Origin of the sequence: Vibrio harveyi (assembly GCF_030060435.1) — a bacterium.
In the GTDB taxonomy this organism is placed as follows: Bacteria; Pseudomonadota; Gammaproteobacteria; order Enterobacterales; family Vibrionaceae; genus Vibrio; species Vibrio harveyi.
Map to the genome: position 1 here is coordinate 717124 of NZ_CP125876.1, position 16639 is coordinate 733762.

Sequence of the window (16639 nt, forward strand, 5' to 3'; positions counted from 1 at the left end):
CGACGGAGGAGCGCAGTCGGGAATCTCTTACTTGCTCTAAACGTAAAAAGGCGCTGTAACTCAGCGCCTTTTTGCTATCTGCTTTTCACGTAGAGTCACTTTAAAACTCACACTCTGCTTGGAAACACATACGCTCCTTGCTGTACGGATGATCCAACTCTAACATCTCCGCATGCAAATGCAGACGGTTGGCTTTCTCGCCATATAAGCCGTCGCCAACCATCGCCATGTTCAAGCCCATGTGGTGGGCACTGTGTACACGCAATTGGTGGGTACGCCCCGTTTTCGGGTACATGTACACCTTGCTGCGTCCGTCTTTTATTTCAATCAGTTGCCAGTAAGTTTCGGCAGGTTTACCGTGCTCAAAGCACACAAGTTGACGTGGACGGTCATCTGGATCGCCACGCATCGGAAGCGAGATTTCACCTTCAGGCTCAGTTAATACACCTTCAAGCAGTGCCATATAACGCTTTTGTACGCCGCGTGTAATGAACTGCTTTTGCAAGCTCTTGTTCGCGCGTTTGGTTAAAGCAAACACCAAAATCCCCGAAGTCGCCATATCTAAGCGATGAATCACAAATGGCCCTTCGGCATCTGGGAACATTGTTTGAAGACGTGTGTACGCGGAATCCTTGATAGTTTTACCCGGAACAGAAAGCAGACCCGATGGCTTGTTGACGATTACCATGGCTTCATCTTGGAACAGTATTTCTAACTCTTTATCTTCTGCCCAATTTTCTGCCAATGGGTTTGGCTCCACATCCAAGCCTTGCAGCATGTGCCCCAAAATCGGCTGACACTTGCTGTTGCAAGATGGGTAAAACTTTTTGTGTTGGCGCACTTCCGATTTCGGCGATACGCCCCACCAAAACTCAGCTAATGCTAGTGGTTGGTAGCCATGCTTGTATGCGAACTGAAGCAGTTTCGGAGCGGCACATTCACCAGAACCGGCTGGTGGTACTGGATTGGTAGTAGGAGCAAAAATGTCCACCAAGTCGCGCTCTGCGTTGCGGTTGTCCAAGAAGCGGTATTGCTTATGCAGTTTGTGTTGTAGAGCATTAGACAAATCTTTGCGCTGCTCTTTGAGCCCTGCCAGTGTTTGTTCTAGCTCGGCTAAGCGTGCTTCTTTGATTGCCAGCCTTTCGTTCCAAGCTTGTTTGAGGTACTTGAGCACATTCTTCTCAGCAACGCTTTGTTTACCCAAATCATCCAGTAGCGCTTTTAGATCTTCTGGATTTAAGGTTTGCTCGCCTTGCGTACGTTGCTGTTTTCGTTCTGCACGACCGGTAATCATCACTTGGCGCTGGGCATTCTCTTCTTGTTGATACGCTTCGCGGTCGGCTTTAATTTCTGCTTTCAGTTGTGCCAGTTCTGGATTAGCAGCAAAGGCTTTGTATTCCGCATTCGCCGCGTTAATAGCATCCGTCTCGCCACGAAAGAAACCTTCTTCCGTCAACATGTCGAATACGGGTGGAACAAAACCAGGGAGCAAGTTTTGATCGGCAATCTTGCCAGAGAACGCACTGAAGTAGCCAATCTCACCTTGTGGATTACGCACTAGCAAAACTCCGAACATCTTACCGCGTCCACTTTGCTCATCCTCAAGACCAAAATCGTGCTCAAAGTCAGTTTGTGTCATGAGGTGCTGCTGTAATTGCTCTGCAGCCAATACACACAATGGGTGAGGGGTGTAGTAGAACGGAAACGTAAACTGCGCTGGCAAGTTATAGCCAGAAATGTCTGCAGAAAATCGAGTAAAGCATTGTTCAGGCGAGTGCATGAGAGTGAGTCCGCGCGAAATAAAAATCGAGCACGGATTGTACCTGTTTTGGCTGTGATTGCTATTCGAAGGCGCTCCTGGGCTGACGGTATCGGCTCGCTATGACTCCTTATCTCAATGATTTTCATTGCTTAGAACGCAGAAATTAGGATTGCGTTTGAAATGATTAATTTGAGTGATGTACTGTTTTGATTGATATACCCAAGTGACTTCAAGATGCAGGATTCAGAGCATTGTCATTGATTCGAGTTCAAGGAAAACAACACCGTGTAATAGCCAGCTCTTTCCAAGTTGTTTGACGCAGAAATCGGGGCAATGACACGCTCCCGAAGGGCGAGTTGTCTTGGCTTGTATACTTTGTTGCCGATTCTTGATTTAGAGTGACTAGATCTTTAAATCGTCGCCGCGTCTACAAACCAAGTCATTCTCGCTGAACCTAGCATCTCGAGGTTACTTGGGTATAAGAAAGAGCGTTGTTCTCGAATGATTTATTAGATGCAAAAGGAAAAGCATGTCGAAACTGGTGTTGGCATTGATACGATTTTATCAACGCTATTTATCCCCACACAAAGGGTTCCGTTGTGCTCATGCGGTGTACTACGGCACGGATTCTTGTTCTGCAGCCATCAGCAAAATAATTCAACGTAAAGGCGTGTTTTCTAGCTATACCAGTGTTCAAGACCAGTTTACACGCTGTAGACATGCTCATCAGCGTCTTCAAACTGAGGAACCTTCCCGTAATCGCAAGCGGCGTAAGAACAAAGACTCATCTTGTGTAACGGATATGGGATGCAGCTCTTTGGATTGCGTTCCGAGTGACGCTTGTAGCGGTAGCGGCGATTCATCTTGCCATTGTTGGTAATGGACTCAACTCTAAAAATGAAAGGGAAGCGATGACGACCGATCAACTTAAAATGCTGTTTGAAAATGACTTAAGGCACAAACTCGAACCTCTTGAAGCTTTGCGTTTAGAAGCGCTGCGTCGACGCAAGTTTCTAGGTTTGGCGGTTCTGGGTTTCTTTGGCTCCGTCGTGTTTGACCTTGCCACCTCTGCGACGGTGTTTGTTCTTTTGGCATTGATGCTCAGCGGCTGGGCGTACTTCAATCAAAAGCACAATCAGTTTCGCACCACCTACAAGCAGCACATCATGCAGAGCTTGTTAGCGCACATTGAGCCTTCACTCACTTGGGACCCAAATCGTAAGCTATCCAAAGAGACCTTCGAGCGCAGCGGCTTGTATTTAGACCGCTGTGATGGTTTCGAAAGTGATGATTTTATTTCGGGTACCATCGGTGAAGCCAAAGTGGTAATGTCTGAGATTCAAGCATCAAAGCTCATCAGCTCTGGAAGTGACAGTTCGAGTAAGCATCACGTATTTTTTGCGGGGCTGTTTTGCGAAATCGACGTTCCGATGAATGAAGACATTTGCACCTTTGTGCTGACTGATCGTGATGATACGCCAACCTTGCGCGAAAAGTTGTGGGATAGCTTCTTCAAGATTCAAATAGGTAAACGAGTCCGACTGGGCAATCCAGAATTTGACCAGCAGTATGAGGTGTATAGCGACGATTTAAACACGGCAAAGCAATTGTTAACGGATGAATTGATGGAGCGTGTGCTGACTTTTCGTCGTGAAAGTGAGTTTTCTAGCTTGTCGCTTTCTCAAGTAAACGGAAAGCTCTACATCGCCATCTCGCATTGGAAAGAGTTGTTTGAGCCTAAATTGGATGAACCTGCGGGTGAGTTTGAAGCGGTCGCGGAGATTTATCGTGAGTTGGATTTCTTGATTGGCACGGTTCGCAGTTTAGACCTTATGCGACCAATGATGGAGCTTGATAGTGTCGTAGAAACGGCGTAATCCCCTGTTATTCTCAAGCTGAAACTCGGTAAAGACTCGGTGATTTCAGCTTGAGATTCATCCAAGATCCTGTACCTTAGCGTGACTATTTTTTGCAGCCTGTTTTCATTCAAAGAGTGACCTGAGCTGCTTCACTTTTGAGTTAAAGTCATGTCACAAGCTAGCATCAAATTCATCGCCACCGATATGGATGGCACCTTACTTGACCAATATGGCCGTCTAGACCCAGAGTTTTTTGATCTGTTTTTACAGCTTGAAGAGAAGGGTATTTTATTCTCCGCAGCGTCAGGTCGTCAGTACTACAGTTTGCGTGATACGTTTGCGCCAATTCAAGACCGTATGATTTACGTGGCAGAAAATGGCACCTTGGTGATGCACCAAGACAAAGAGCTTTATAGCTGCACCATTCCGAAATCGGAAATCGATGAGATAGTAAAAGCGGCACGTGCGGTAGAAGGCACACACCTTGTACTGTGTGGTAAGCGTTCGGCTTACATCGAAACCAAAGATCCAAAAGCGTTAGAAGAGTTCCAGAAATACTACCACCGTTGTGAATACGTGCCGGATTTGCTGGCAGTAGAGGACGAATTTATCAAGGTCGCAATCTGTCACTTTGGTGGCTCTGAAGAATTGGTATTCCCTACAATGAGTGAGAAGTTTGGTCACAGTCATCAAGTGGTGGTGAGTGCGAAGATCTGGCTTGATGTGATGAACGCAGAAGCGTCAAAAGGGGCGGCGATCAAGCACCTTCAACAAACCATGGGTTTCGGTCCTGAAGAGACGATGACGTTTGGTGATTACCTCAATGACCTAGAAATGCTGCAAGTGAGTGAGCATTCCTATGCGATGGAAAACGCACATGAAGCAGTAAAAAAAGTGGCGCGCTTCTCAGCACCAAGTAACCGTGATTCGGGTGTGATGAAGGTCATCAAAGAAAAAGTGCTTTAATCGCCGCTTAGCGAATCTCAAGCATAAAAAAGCCCCGCCATTTGATGAGCGGGGCTTTTGTTTGTCTAAGGCTCAAACAGGTATGAGTTAGCGTACGTATTTCGCTGTCGCACTTACAAACCAGTGTTGTAGCTTGCCATCTGGGTTTTCTACCCACAAATCATTGTGGTAACGGTAAATACGACCATTCACGGTTAGAGCTAGCATGTTGTCGCCGGTTTGCTCCATACGAATAAACTGGTCAGAAGTTACCAAAAACGGCTCTAGGTTTTCGGTGCTTGCGCCTTTGTATACAACAAAGTAACCGAACATGTTACCCGCGTCAGGGTCTGTAGAGTGAATGCGATGACCAACCAGTGTGTAGTTGTCGTTGAGCGCCTCTTCGAGGGTTTGTGCGCCCACTGTCTCGTGGGATGGGATAAAGACCCAAGCCAACACACCAAGCGCGATCACCAGCAGTAATAACACCGCTCGCATGAAATTTTTCATCATGGTTATCCGTTTAACGTTGGAATTTCATTTTGTACATGCGCTTATCCGCTAAATTGATTAGGAAGTCAATGTTATCGGCGTCTTGCGGGTAGCTCGCTGCACCTAAACTGGTGGATAGGGCTCCGGCTTGGTCGGAGGCGAGAATCGGTTTCTCAAACACTACATGGACGTGGTGCGTTGCTTCGGTAATTTTGTTCTCGTCGGTTGTGTTGATGATTACGGCAAACTCGTCACCACCCATGCGATAGACAGTAAAGTCATCCAATGCCATGTCGTTTAAGCGCTTTGCTATCTCGATTAAAGCGATGTCACCCGCTTGGTGTCCCAACGTATCGTTTATGTTCTTAAAGCCGTTCAGATCGAGTAGGAGCAGCGAAAACGGGGTTTTGGTTTCTTCCTTGCGATGTAAATCGAGAAACAAAGCACTGCGGTTGGCAAGATTCGTCAGTGGATCACTTAACGCGAGTTGTTTGTGGAACTTCGATTCTTGCTTGTAGAAGTAGGTCAGCAGCGCCACGGTAAGCACGAAAATGCCCAATAAGATGTATTGTGCTTGCAGTAAATTGTACGCACGAACTTGCTGTTGCTGATAAAGCGGGCTTGCAACACGGAAGTTCTGGGTGACGTAGTCAATCATCTCCATGTATAGATTTTGCGTTGCGCGGTAAAACTGATTAGCAGCCACGCTGCTGCCTGTTTTGGCTTCAACTAAGATGGGTTCGAGTTGTTGAAATTTATCGAATAGAGAGACAAAGTACACGCGTACTTCTTCTCTTGATAGGAAAGAGTCCGCTTCTTTGTTGTTGATCAGCAAATCAAAACGGCTCCAAGCTAACTCATATTGCAGCTCGGCTCCATCAATGTTCATCACGCTCTCATTGAGCCGACGCGCTTCACCCACTAATTCCGATAACTCTTTAGATAAATGAAATAAAAACCAAGTCGCTTGGTTTTGTTGGGCAGAGTAGCTTTGGGTAAGTGCTCGGGTTTCTTTCAATAATACGATGTTGGCGAGCAGCAATGTCGATGAAAAAATCAACAACAATAACTTACTCTTAGTCGAAAATGGACCTTGTTTTGTAGGATGGGGTTTCGCCTTCATTGTTATTCTTCTTTCACGCTGATCCTGTTGATTTGCCAGACCATTTGCGAATGGTATGGGGCAATGTCTAGTTCTGGGTATTTATTTATAGAATAGATCAACCAGTAGGGACCTTTGTTTCGGATCTTGATGTATTTATGATTTTGTTTGTACGCCACGATAGGCTGGTAACGAAGGATATCTTCACGAGATAAATCGGAGTGGTAGTCATTCAATGCACGTACTTCAACGCGCTGGGGTACTTGTCCAAATGCATTTTGTAATAGGATGCTTAACTTAACACCTTCAAACTCGGCTGGCGTTTCGAGCCAAGGTAGTTTGGTGGTGTAGGTAGTTTGAGGCAATGACTCTAGGTCTTTTAATGCCACAACAACATCGGATTTCTCAGGACTGCTAAACTGTATCGTGTTTGCAAAAAGTGTCGGTGCAAACAAAAGCAAAGCGAGTGCCACTGTTTTTCTCATCTTGTGCCCTTTGATTTATTGCCCTTGTTTCGGCGGGATAGCGTCACTACACCGATCCGCAGAAATTTCGGTTATTTATTAATAATAGAGCCAACTTGATGGATTTATATAATACGTTATGGGTGAAAAGTAACCGTTGGTGGAATATACGTCAAGGTTAATGACATAGTTAAAAATAGAACTATTGGATGAATACATTATTTAGTCTATTTTGTGTGCAGTTTGCCTCACGTTGTCTAACTTTCGCGACACTTTCATCTCATTAGGAGAAGCGATATGTTTGATTGGTACTACAGGGTCATCCTCAATTACTCCAACTTTAGTGGTAGGGCTAGACGCCAAGAGTATTGGTACTTTACGTTAGTGAATGTGTTGGTCAATTTAGTGATGGGCATCATCGATCGAGTGATCGGCAGTGTGATGCAAATGGACAATTTTGGCTTCTTTGGTGTGATTTATGCCCTGTTCATTATGATCCCATCGATTGCGGTTACCGTGCGACGTTTACACGACTCAGGACGAACTGGGTGGTGGGCGTTGATCGCTTTTGTGCCCATCATTGGTGTCTTAGTGCTGTTGTACTTTCTCATCCAAGACAGTGAAGAAGGCTCGAACCAATATGGTGCGAACCCGAAGCATGAGTAGAGATTTGGCTCTGAATCCAGCATCTTGAAGTCACTTGGGTATAAGTGGGTTTAGATGCCTGAGCCCACTTGGAAATACACTGCACTGTCTTCATCGCTAAAGGCGAAGTCCATGCCTGCTTGCAGGCCATAACGACGAGCGATGAGGTAACGAAAGCCCACGCCGTAAGCGTATTCGGCGTTGTTTTCGAATAGTGATGCTTCGGTTGAAGCGTAGCCAAAGCCGCCGAAAACATTCGTCGACCAGCGCGTGTTCCACTGATAGGTCAGTTGTGACTCGACTGACAGTGTCTCGTCCCCTTGATAACGATTTCTCGCAACGCCACGCAGTTCAATGTCTGGATAAGACGCTGGTGGTAAAAAGCGTTCGTCAGTGTAAAGAGATTTGTATTGACCACGTAGCGCTAGCGACCATCGATCCGCTAACTCCCAATAGTTAATGCCTTCCACATCCAGTTGTTCGTATTCGTAATCACTGCCAATCGCGTCGTTGTACCAAAGGTATTCGGCTTTGTAGTTGTAGCCTTGCGTCGGACTAAAGAAGTTGTTTCTGCTGTCCCATTCCAGTGTCAGACCCAATCCAGAGGTAGTCGGAGAGGTATTGGTCAGGGTTTGCAATAACTTATCGGCAATAGGGGAGTTGGTGATTTTCTGATCGGTGACGAAATAGAGCTGTTTCACACCGATAAACAGCGGAGCATCAATAATGCGGTATTGAAGGTGGTTGAGCATGCCACCGCCAGTTATTTCGAAATCTAACCCTTTGCCGTTAAAGACGCTATCTAAGCCCGGCAAGGTGGATTGCGGATAGAAGGTCATATTGAAGTCGCCATAACCCACTCCACCTAGGTAACGCACCGTGTCTTGCGCCCACGTCCGGCGGTGCCCTAAGAAGCCCATCCAAGTGCCGTTTTCGGTGGCAAAACCACCGATTGCAGTAATGGCTGGTGTTAGTAGCTGCGCACCACCATCGAGAGAGGTTTCTGCCAGTTTGCGCCTTTTCTCCCGTTGCTCATCGGATTCATGCAAAAACACGCCAGTGAAGCCCAAGCCATAGCCCACGGCGGGCTCGGTAATCACTATCGGGACGGGCAGAAATCCATAAGCGTTTTCAGCCAGATATTCTCCCATGTCCAATTGCCCATCAATGGGATCAAAAAAGTTGATTGCCTGAGCCATTGGAGAGGCGAGCAAAAAGCTGAAACAGGTGGTACTAATGATAACTGACGATGGTTTTTTCATAGGGTCCTATTCGGGTCTATAGACCCTAGTAAGCGAATAGCGTTCCCTTACAAGTTAGACACCAATCAGAGCAATTGCAATGGTGGTTTTGTAAAGAGAAGGTGAGTGTTTTTAAAACGCAAAAAGCCACCCAATAAGTGGGTGGCTTTGTATATTTAACCATTCAGTTTTTTATCGTTTTTCTTATGTCACAACCAAGGTTAAGCAAATAAGTACTTAGCGTGGAAGTTCAAGTGTTCAGCGATAAAGCTAGAGATAAAGAAGTAGCTGTGGTCGTAACCTGGCTGCATGCGCAGTTCAACTTCAGAATCATGAGCTTTTGCTGCCGCCAGTAACGCATCAGGCTTCAATTGCTCAGCAAGGAAGTTATCAGCATCACCTTGGTCTACCAAGATTGGCAATGGTGATTTTGCTTGTTTGAGTAATTCACTTGCGTCGTATTGTTTCCAGCTTTCAATATCGGTGCCTAGGTAAGCGGTAAACGCTTTCTGACCCCAAGGGCATTGCATTGGGTTACTGATTGGACTGAAAGCAGAAATTGAGCGGTACTGCTCTGAATTTTTCAAACCAATGGTAATTGCACCATGACCACCCATGCTATGACCCGAAATCGACTTCACGTCAGAGACAGGGAAGTTGCTTTCAATGATCGCAGGTAGCTCTTGGGTGATGTAATCGTACATGTGGTAGTGACGCGACCACGGCTCTTGAGTGGCGTTTAGGTAGAAACCCGCGCCTTTCCCTAAATCGTAGTTCTCGTCGTCTGCAACGTCGTCACCACGTGGGCTAGTATCCGGTGCCACAATGGCGATACCTAACTCAGCAGCCATGCGAAACGCACCGGCTTTCTGCATGAAGTTCTCATCAGTACACGTCAAACCAGACAACCAGTAAACCACAGGCACTGGGTTTGATTTGGTTGCATTTGGCGGCAAGAAGATCGCAAAGCGCATGTTGCAATTTAAAGCGCGAGATTCGTGTGTGTATTGTTTATGCCAACCACCGAATACTTTGGCTTGGCTTAGGCTTTCAATGGTCATGGATAATCTCTCGATAAAACAATGTTTGTTTGAAACTGTGAGTATTTAAAACAATGATTTTTAACGGTGGACAAGACCGTTAAAGACAGCGGATGGCTCTCTTCCCAAAAGAAAACGTGTCCAAGAGAGAAGAGAGCCTGTTTCAAATTTTCAAATATCAGTCATATTACGTGAACCGTTATCTTGGATTATTTATCCATGTGAAGAACGGTACGGATAGATTCACCTTTGTGCATCAGTTCGAACGCTTCGTTCACGTCTTGTAGACCCATCGTGTGCGTGATGAATTCTTGTAGACCGAACTCGCCAGCCATGTAACGGTTTACGATTTCTGGAAGCTCAGAGCGACCTTTAACGCCACCGAAAGCAGAACCGCGCCATACGCGACCAGTTACCAGTTGGAATGGACGAGTTGAGATCTCTTGACCTGCACCAGCAACACCAATGATTACTGACTCACCCCAACCTTTGTGACAGCACTCAAGTGCTTGACGCATCACGTTTACGTTACCGATACATTCGAATGAGTAATCAACACCACCGTCTGTCATCTCAACGATAACGTCTTGGATTGGCTTGTCGAACTTCATTGGGTTGATGACGTCTGTAGCACCAAGTTGTTTCGCTAGGTCGAATTTACTTTCGTTGATGTCGACACCGATGATGCGGCTTGCTCCAGCCATACGAGCACCGATGATTGCAGAAAGACCGATACCGCCTAGACCAAATACAGCAACTGTGTCGCCTTTTTCAACTTTAGCTGTGTTTAGTACCGCACCCATACCGGTGGTTACGCCACAACCTAGAAGACAAACTTCTTCAAGTGGTGCTTCTTTGTTTATTTTCGCTAGTGAGATTTCTGGAAGAACCGTGTACTCAGAGAAAGTAGAACAACCCATGTAGTGGAAAATAGTCTCACCGTTGATAGAGAAACGGCTTGTACCATCTGGCATCAGACCTTTACCTTGCGTTTCGCGAACTGCCTGACATAGGTTAGTTTTGCCAGATTTACAGAACTTACACTCACCACATTCAGCGGTGTAAAGTGGGATAACGTGGTCGCCAACTTCAACGCTTGTTACGCCTTCGCCAACCATTTCAACGATACCGCCACCTTCGTGACCAAGGATTGAAGGGAAGATACCTTCTGGATCGTCACCTGATAGTGTGAATGCGTCAGTGTGACAAACACCAGTTGCTACGATACGTACTAGCACTTCACCAGCTTTTGGAAGTTGTACATCAACTTCTTCCATTTTAAGTGGCTCGCCAGCAGCCCATGCAACCATTGCTTTTGATTTAATGTGAGTTTGACCAGGTTTGATTTCAAGCGACATTGGATGTTTCCTTTATATTCTCAGTATATGGAGTGACGTCATAAGCGTAGTTGAGGTTTGTTCACTGCGCTGCGTCGTTTTGTTGGTGCCCATTTTAGGTGTTTCATGAAAAATGATAATCCGGCTAAATTGAAAATGATTTTTACGTATGTGTAATAATGAGTTCAATAACATCATTGTTAGTGCGAGTGAGGTTAAGAAGAATGACAAAAATCGCATTGGTGTTTGACCTCAAGTGCAGTTGAGGGTTTAGTGTTGTTGCCACCGTAAAAACGTTGAATTGGAATGGGTATGAACCAAACAGATCTTCAAGCCTACTTAAAGAAAGTGGGTATCTCTCAATCGCTGAATATCAATACTGATACTTTGTTATTACTACACAATGCTCAGCATCGTCGTTTGCCTTTTGAGAACTTTGATATTGCGCTTGGGCGTGGCATTTCAGTTGCTGAACAAGACATTATTAACAAACTGATTTATCGCGAGCGTGGTGGCTATTGCTATGAATTGAATGCATTACTTTTTAATGTACTGAAAACCATCGGCTTTGATGCACGACCGTTGTTGGGGCGCGTTCATTTGTCTGGCACACCATCAGGTCGAACGCATCAATTCACTTTGGTGACCATGGGGGAAGATAAGTGGATCGTTGATGTGGGGTTCGGTTCTAACACGCCACGCGCACCACTACCCTTTGTACTCAACCAAGATATTCATACTGACCTTCAAACATTCAGATTTATCGAACATGAGTTGGTTGGCTATATGTTGCAAGTTCAATCCTATGATGACCCTGAGCAATGGATTGATTTGTATAGTTTAGACTTTGAACACGTATTTGACGGTGACATCGTATGCGGCAATCACTACACATCGACTTCACCAAATTCCCATTTCGCTTCGAGTCGAGTTGCGGCGTTGGCGACAGATAGCGGCATCATTACTTTGTTCAATCACAGTTTAAAGTACCGAGCAAATGGTGAGGTCGTTGAGATTGAGCTGGAAGCGGGAGAAACGTATCTATCTGCGCTTAAAACCCATTTTGGTATCGCTCTTGATGCTGATTACTCATCTTTAAAGCCAGTGTAAGAGTCGTAACTGAGGGGGAATCGTGCTCGAAATGAGACTTCAAGCATCGTGTTACGCTTAATTTCCTTACTTATCGGCTCAAAAATGGAAAGCGCAGCTCAACCTGCGCTTTTTTTATTTGCGCTATATCTCAGTAAGTGAGTTTTCAAAGGTTTACTTTTAACCTTGAAGAATAAATGAGGTAAATCATGCGCTTTGAATACTTGCTTGATGATGAAGTCACCCAAGAACTCGATGCTAAGTTAAGAGCTTTGCTGTCCACTTGCTTCACCAAGGAGCAAGACAAAATCTTTCAAACTCAACGTTATTTCAATGAAATACCTCGTCACCGCTATCTGATTTGGGATGGCGATAAACTCGCTGCCCACGTTGCCGTACACGAAAAACAAGTCATGATTGATGATCAATCTTTTCCCATTAGTGGTATTGCAGAAGTCTGTGTTGACCCCGGTTCTCGCGGGTTAGGGCTGGTGAAAATCTTGTTGGAAGCGGTTCATCAGGATGCATTGGAGCGAGGCGACGCATTTTCTGTTTTATTTGGTCGCACGCCAGTTTATCGATCCAGTGGTTATACACCCATCAATAACTTGAAGATAAAAGTTGCCCCAAATCATTGGGTCAGTACTGATGACACCATGGTATGCTCTCTGAAAATTATTTGGCCACAACAGACGGTTCATTTAGTCGGCTATCCTTTTTAAACGGGTTTTCTCCGCGATTAACTTTGTGTGAGAATACGCAATAAATTGAATTCCATAGGATCAAAATCATGGCGAATTGGGAAGGCGTCAGCGAATTTGTCGCCGTCGCAGAAACCAACAGCTTTACCGGCGCAGCCAATAAGCTCAAAACATCGGTCGCGCAAATCAGCCGTCGTGTATCAGCGTTAGAAGAACGCTTGGCAGTGAAATTGCTTCATCGTACTACGCGTAAAGTGTCGTTAACTGAAGCTGGTCAACTTTATTACCAACAGTGTAAGCACCTTGTGGAAGGGTTAGAGTTAGCTGAGTTGGCGGTAACTCAGATGCAAGCCGAACCGAAAGGTGTGCTCAAAGTGACTGCGCCCGTGACCTATGGGGAAATGAATCTTGCTCCGCTGCTGCACCAGTTTTTAGAAAAGTACCCGCAAGTAAATCTCGATCTGATTCTTACTAACCAAAAGCTCGATTTGATTGAGCAAGGTGTCGATGTGGCGATTCGTTTGGGACGCTTGCAAGACTCGAGCTTGATCGCTAAACGCCTTTCATCGCGTCAGCTGTATGTGTGTGCCAGCCCGGCTTACTTAGAGCGCTCTGGTGAGCCGCATACCTTGTCTGAACTGAGTCATCACCAATGCTTGGTGGGTACCGCGGACTATTGGCACTTCAAAGAGCAAAAACGTGAGAAGTCTCTGCGTGTCTCTGGCCGAATCAAATGCAATAGTGGTTTTGCTTTGGTCGATGCGGCAAAACGTGGTTTAGGTTTGGTGCAGCTGCCGGACTACTACGTGCAAGAGGCGTTAGACAATGGCGAGCTGGTGGAAGTGTTAACCGATTATCGAGACGATCGCGAAGGTATTTGGGCGCTCTATCCGCAAAACCGTAACCTCTCACCTAAAGTTCGTCTGCTGATTGATTTCTTGGCTGAGAGCCTAAATTAGAAATAGGTATTTATGTGTTTAAAAGCTAAGTAGCAAATCTTGTTACTTAGCTTTTTTTGCGCTCTTAAATCACTGTTCGTTTAGCTCGGCATCTTCGCGTTTGATGACCTTATGACCATCTTCTGATACGCCTTGTTTCCAGTAACTGCTGAGGTAAAGGTTTTCACGCTCCACTTCTTTTTCGTTACGGAAGTATTGGCGTAGCGCGCGCATTGAATCGAACTCACAAGCACACCACACTGCTGCTTCACCCGTTTTCCACTCCAGTGAGCGAACCTTACCTTCGAGTGATTGCTCGGTGACCCAATGGATTTCCATACCTGCTGGTGCTTCGAGAGCTTGGATATCCGCTTCAGAAATTACGCTGATCACGGCATAGCCTTTTGCGTCTTCTGGCAGAGTGCGAATCTTCGCTGATAGCGCTGGCAACGCTGTCATATCCGCAGCCATAAAGAACCAATCAGCTTCTGTGTTTAAGTTCGAGATGCTGCCAGGACCGGCGATATTGATGGTGTCGCCTTCTTTAGCGGACATCGCCCAGCGCGCTGCAAATCCACATTGTAGGTCTTTAGTAATATGGCGAACGAAGTCGACTTCAATCGTGCATGCTTGTGGATCGAAGCGACGAATGGTGTAGGTACGCATAACTGGACGGTTTTCTTCAGAAAAGCCTTGGATGTCAGTACCGCCTGTTTCGTTGAACAGCAGCTTGATGTAGCTGCCTTCGCAATCTTGTGGAAAGTTGCCTAGTGCTTCGCCTTGCAGGGTAATACGCTGCATGTTGGGCGTTACTGTTTGTGTGTTGATAACAACGAGGCTTTTTGGTTGTGGTTTCTTTTTCATTTTAATTCACATTTCACTACGTTTGATAACTATTCTCTTTCTCATCTAAGATTAACAGTATCTTAGTAAGGCAGATAGCGTCTTTATCTAAATTTACACTCTGATGTGAAAATCGGCGATTTAATTCCGACAGACCTCGCCCGAATGAACACTTCGTCATCCATGTTTATAAGACTTTGGGTTTAAAGAATAAAAAAGGGCACCGAAGTGCCCTTGGTAGAATGAGAGAGGTTGCTTATTGCGTTTGCTCTAACAAATGTGTCTTTAGGAATCGATCCATCGCTTGGTAACCATCGAGGCGATTTTCAAGAGAGCGGAAGCCATGACCTTCATTCTCTTTCACGATGTATTCCACTTCGACGCCACGTTCACGAAGAGCATTGACGATTTGGTCAGATTCGCTTTTCACTACACGCGGGTCTTTCGCGCCTTGTAGAACCAATAATGGAGCTTTGATTTGGTCAACATGGAATACCGGTGAGTATGCTTTCATCATCTTCGCATCTTCTGGGTTATTCGGATCGCCAACTTGCTCATGCAGCATAGCTAGGAATGGTGCCCAGTATGGTGGAATGGAATCCATGAAAGTAAAGAGGTTGGACACACCAACGTAGTCGATACCACACTTATATAGGTCTGGCGTGAACGTCACACCAGCTAATGTGGCGTAACCACCGTAGGATGCGCCGTAGATACATACTTCACCATCTTGTGCGTAGCCTTGGTCAATCGCCCATTTAACGCCGTCAGTGATGTCATCCTGCATCGACTGACCCCATTGCTTAAATGACTTCTCCCAGAATTCACGACCATAACCTGTTGAACCACGGAAGTTCATCTGTAGAACGGCAATACCACGGTTTGCAAACAACTGAACTTCTGGTTGGAAGCCCCAGTGATCGCGAGCCCAAGGACCACCGTGCGGCAGAACAAGCAGTGGCAAGTCTTTCGCTTCACGGCCTTTTGGTAACGTTAAGTAGCCATGGATGGTTTCACCATCACGAGCGGTATATGTGATTGGCTTCATCTTCGCCATGTCTTCTGGCTTATGCCAAGGTGCGTTTGCAGCTAACTTCTCAAGTTGGTCTGAATCGCGATCGTAGTAGTAGTAATTAGGACGGTCGGTGTCGCTGTAGGTCACGACGATCATTTTTCTCTCGTCGCGAGTGGTGTTGTTCACCGAGATTTCAACACCCGGTAGCTTTTCTTGCAGACGCTCAAAAGTCTCTTCATAACCTTTATCAAGGAAATGGTACTGACGCTTGTCCGTTACATAAGAGATCGTCGTGAGCTTGTTCAGTGCGTTTGAGTAGCTCGCATTCGTGACGTCCACTTCTGGGTGAGAGAAGATCTCGCGCACTTCTTTGTTAGCCTTCACATCATATTCGATAATCGCTGATTTATCGCGAGTGATACGTGAGGCAACGTACAGGTTCTTGTTATCTGGTGTAAATGAGATTGGAGAGAAGTCTTCTTTGAAGGTGAGGTTCTTCAATGGACGGAACTCTTCATCCACGGTATCACGGTACAGAACCGCTGTATTTACGCCGTCTGAAGTCGAAATCACACGAATGTTACCATCGTGGTCCGTACCCCAGTAACGCACGTTGCCTGGGTTTTGAGCCACAAGCGTGTTCTTACCCGTTTTTAAGTTATGACGATAAACATCAAACACTTGCGGGTTACGTTCGTTGGTCGTGATAAGAATGTCATCTGGTTGGCTTTCTAAAGTGTCGATCACATAAGCCACTACGCCAGATGTAGGTGTGATGGTTTGCTCTTCACCCGTTTTGACATTGACCGTTACGAGATAGAAGTTTTCATCACCGCCCGTATCGCGAGAGTAAATAATGGTGTCATCACCAACCCAGTAGTAGTAAGCGATGTCACGACCAGTAATTGACGTAATACGTTTCACATCCTCTGGCTTACCAACTGGATGAACAAATACGTTTTTACGGTCTTGCCATGGTTTCATCATTGAAATGTAATCTCCAGCAGGGGAGATTTGGTAGCTAGAGACTTCAGCATTACGGAAGAAGTAATCTACGGGATATTCCGGTGGGATAACTTCGGCAGTCGTCGTGGTTGAAGTTTGGCTACAACCCGCGAGTAGTAGACCAAAAGCGGTAGCAAGAATAAGCTTGCGAGTACGCATTG

At 45.8% G+C, this 16639-nt stretch carries 16 protein-coding genes; 7 read left to right on the top strand and 9 right to left on the bottom strand.

Translation table 11 applies throughout. The features are described 5' to 3' along the window. Positions 1–100: 100 nt before the first annotated feature. Positions 101–1780 (bottom strand): RluA family pseudouridine synthase, encoded by a 1680-nt coding sequence (locus tag QMY49_RS19815; protein ID WP_047514471.1) that lies wholly within the window; start codon positions 1778–1780, stop codon positions 101–103. Positions 1781–2291: 511 nt separating this feature from the next. Here QMY49_RS19815 and yidD point away from each other — a divergent pair. The 3 genes from yidD to QMY49_RS19825 all read left to right on the top strand — a co-directional run bounded on the left by yidD (position 2292) and on the right by QMY49_RS19825 (position 4587). Next, positions 2292–2642, top strand: a complete 351-nt coding sequence (gene yidD / locus QMY49_RS27330) for a membrane protein insertion efficiency factor YidD (RefSeq protein ID WP_430381705.1) — start codon at positions 2292–2294, stop codon at positions 2640–2642. 31 nt (positions 2643–2673) lie between these two features. Further along, positions 2674–3639: a DUF3137 domain-containing protein gene (locus tag QMY49_RS19820; RefSeq protein ID WP_346742801.1), complete on the top strand. Its 966-nt coding sequence runs from the start codon at positions 2674–2676 to the stop codon at positions 3637–3639. Positions 3640–3789: 150 nt separating this feature from the next. Further along, the gene (locus QMY49_RS19825; RefSeq protein WP_005447273.1) at positions 3790–4587 is read left to right on the top strand and encodes a Cof-type HAD-IIB family hydrolase; all 798 of its coding nucleotides are present in this window, start codon (positions 3790–3792) and stop codon (positions 4585–4587) included. An 87-nt stretch (positions 4588–4674) separates the two neighbouring features. Here the strand turns inward: QMY49_RS19825 and QMY49_RS19830 are convergent, their stop codons facing one another. From QMY49_RS19830 to QMY49_RS19840, 3 genes are read right to left on the bottom strand one after another with little or no spacing between them, the layout of a single operon-like run. After that, positions 4675–5079 (bottom strand): hypothetical protein, encoded by a 405-nt coding sequence (locus QMY49_RS19830; protein ID WP_017818352.1) that lies wholly within the window; start codon positions 5077–5079, stop codon positions 4675–4677. 10 nt (positions 5080–5089) lie between these two features. Beyond that, a complete protein-coding gene (locus QMY49_RS19835; RefSeq protein ID WP_005447275.1) occupies positions 5090–6181 on the bottom strand; it encodes a GGDEF domain-containing protein in 1092 nt (363 codons plus the stop codon). Between the two features lie 2 nt (positions 6182–6183). After that, on the bottom strand, positions 6184–6645 hold the full coding sequence (locus QMY49_RS19840; RefSeq protein WP_005447276.1) for a putative pterin-binding protein: 462 nt from the start codon (positions 6643–6645) through the stop codon (positions 6184–6186). Positions 6646–6921: 276 nt separating this feature from the next. Between QMY49_RS19840 and QMY49_RS19845 the strand changes: the two genes are divergently transcribed. Beyond that, positions 6922–7290, top strand: a complete 369-nt coding sequence (locus QMY49_RS19845) for a DUF805 domain-containing protein (RefSeq protein ID WP_017189737.1) — start codon at positions 6922–6924, stop codon at positions 7288–7290. A gap of 50 nt (positions 7291–7340) precedes the next feature. Here QMY49_RS19845 and QMY49_RS19850 read toward each other — a convergent pair whose 3' ends face one another. The 3 genes from QMY49_RS19850 to QMY49_RS19860 all read right to left on the bottom strand — a co-directional run bounded on the left by QMY49_RS19850 (position 7341) and on the right by QMY49_RS19860 (position 10908). Beyond that, entirely contained in the window at positions 7341–8531 is a 1191-nt protein-coding gene (locus QMY49_RS19850; protein WP_049535082.1) for a BamA/TamA family outer membrane protein, read from the bottom strand. 200 nt (positions 8532–8731) lie between these two features. Next, positions 8732–9571: an S-formylglutathione hydrolase gene (fghA, locus tag QMY49_RS19855; protein ID WP_005447282.1), complete on the bottom strand. Its 840-nt coding sequence runs from the start codon at positions 9569–9571 to the stop codon at positions 8732–8734. A 188-nt stretch (positions 9572–9759) separates the two neighbouring features. Further along, positions 9760–10908 (bottom strand): S-(hydroxymethyl)glutathione dehydrogenase/class III alcohol dehydrogenase, encoded by a 1149-nt coding sequence (locus QMY49_RS19860; RefSeq protein ID WP_283316323.1) that lies wholly within the window; start codon positions 10906–10908, stop codon positions 9760–9762. A 291-nt stretch (positions 10909–11199) separates the two neighbouring features. On the opposite strand from QMY49_RS19860, the gene QMY49_RS19865 reads away from it, so the two are divergent. The 3 genes from QMY49_RS19865 to QMY49_RS19875 all read left to right on the top strand — a co-directional run bounded on the left by QMY49_RS19865 (position 11200) and on the right by QMY49_RS19875 (position 13636). After that, positions 11200–11997 (top strand): arylamine N-acetyltransferase family protein, encoded by a 798-nt coding sequence (locus QMY49_RS19865; RefSeq protein WP_283316325.1) that lies wholly within the window; start codon positions 11200–11202, stop codon positions 11995–11997. Positions 11998–12185: 188 nt separating this feature from the next. Further along, positions 12186–12698 carry a GNAT family N-acetyltransferase gene (locus QMY49_RS19870; protein WP_005447287.1) on the top strand — a complete coding sequence of 171 codons (513 nt, stop codon included), beginning with the start codon at positions 12186–12188 and terminating at the stop codon, positions 12696–12698. 68 nt (positions 12699–12766) lie between these two features. Beyond that, a complete protein-coding gene (locus QMY49_RS19875) occupies positions 12767–13636 on the top strand; it encodes a LysR family transcriptional regulator (protein WP_005447289.1) in 870 nt (289 codons plus the stop codon). A 69-nt stretch (positions 13637–13705) separates the two neighbouring features. On the opposite strand, the gene QMY49_RS19880 is transcribed toward QMY49_RS19875, so the two are convergent. Beyond that, positions 13706–14479: a siderophore-interacting protein gene (locus QMY49_RS19880; protein WP_017818356.1), complete on the bottom strand. Its 774-nt coding sequence runs from the start codon at positions 14477–14479 to the stop codon at positions 13706–13708. A gap of 235 nt (positions 14480–14714) precedes the next feature. Further along, positions 14715–16637, bottom strand: a complete 1923-nt coding sequence (locus tag QMY49_RS19885) for a S9 family peptidase (protein ID WP_045486066.1) — start codon at positions 16635–16637, stop codon at positions 14715–14717. Positions 16638–16639: the final 2 nt, after the last annotated feature.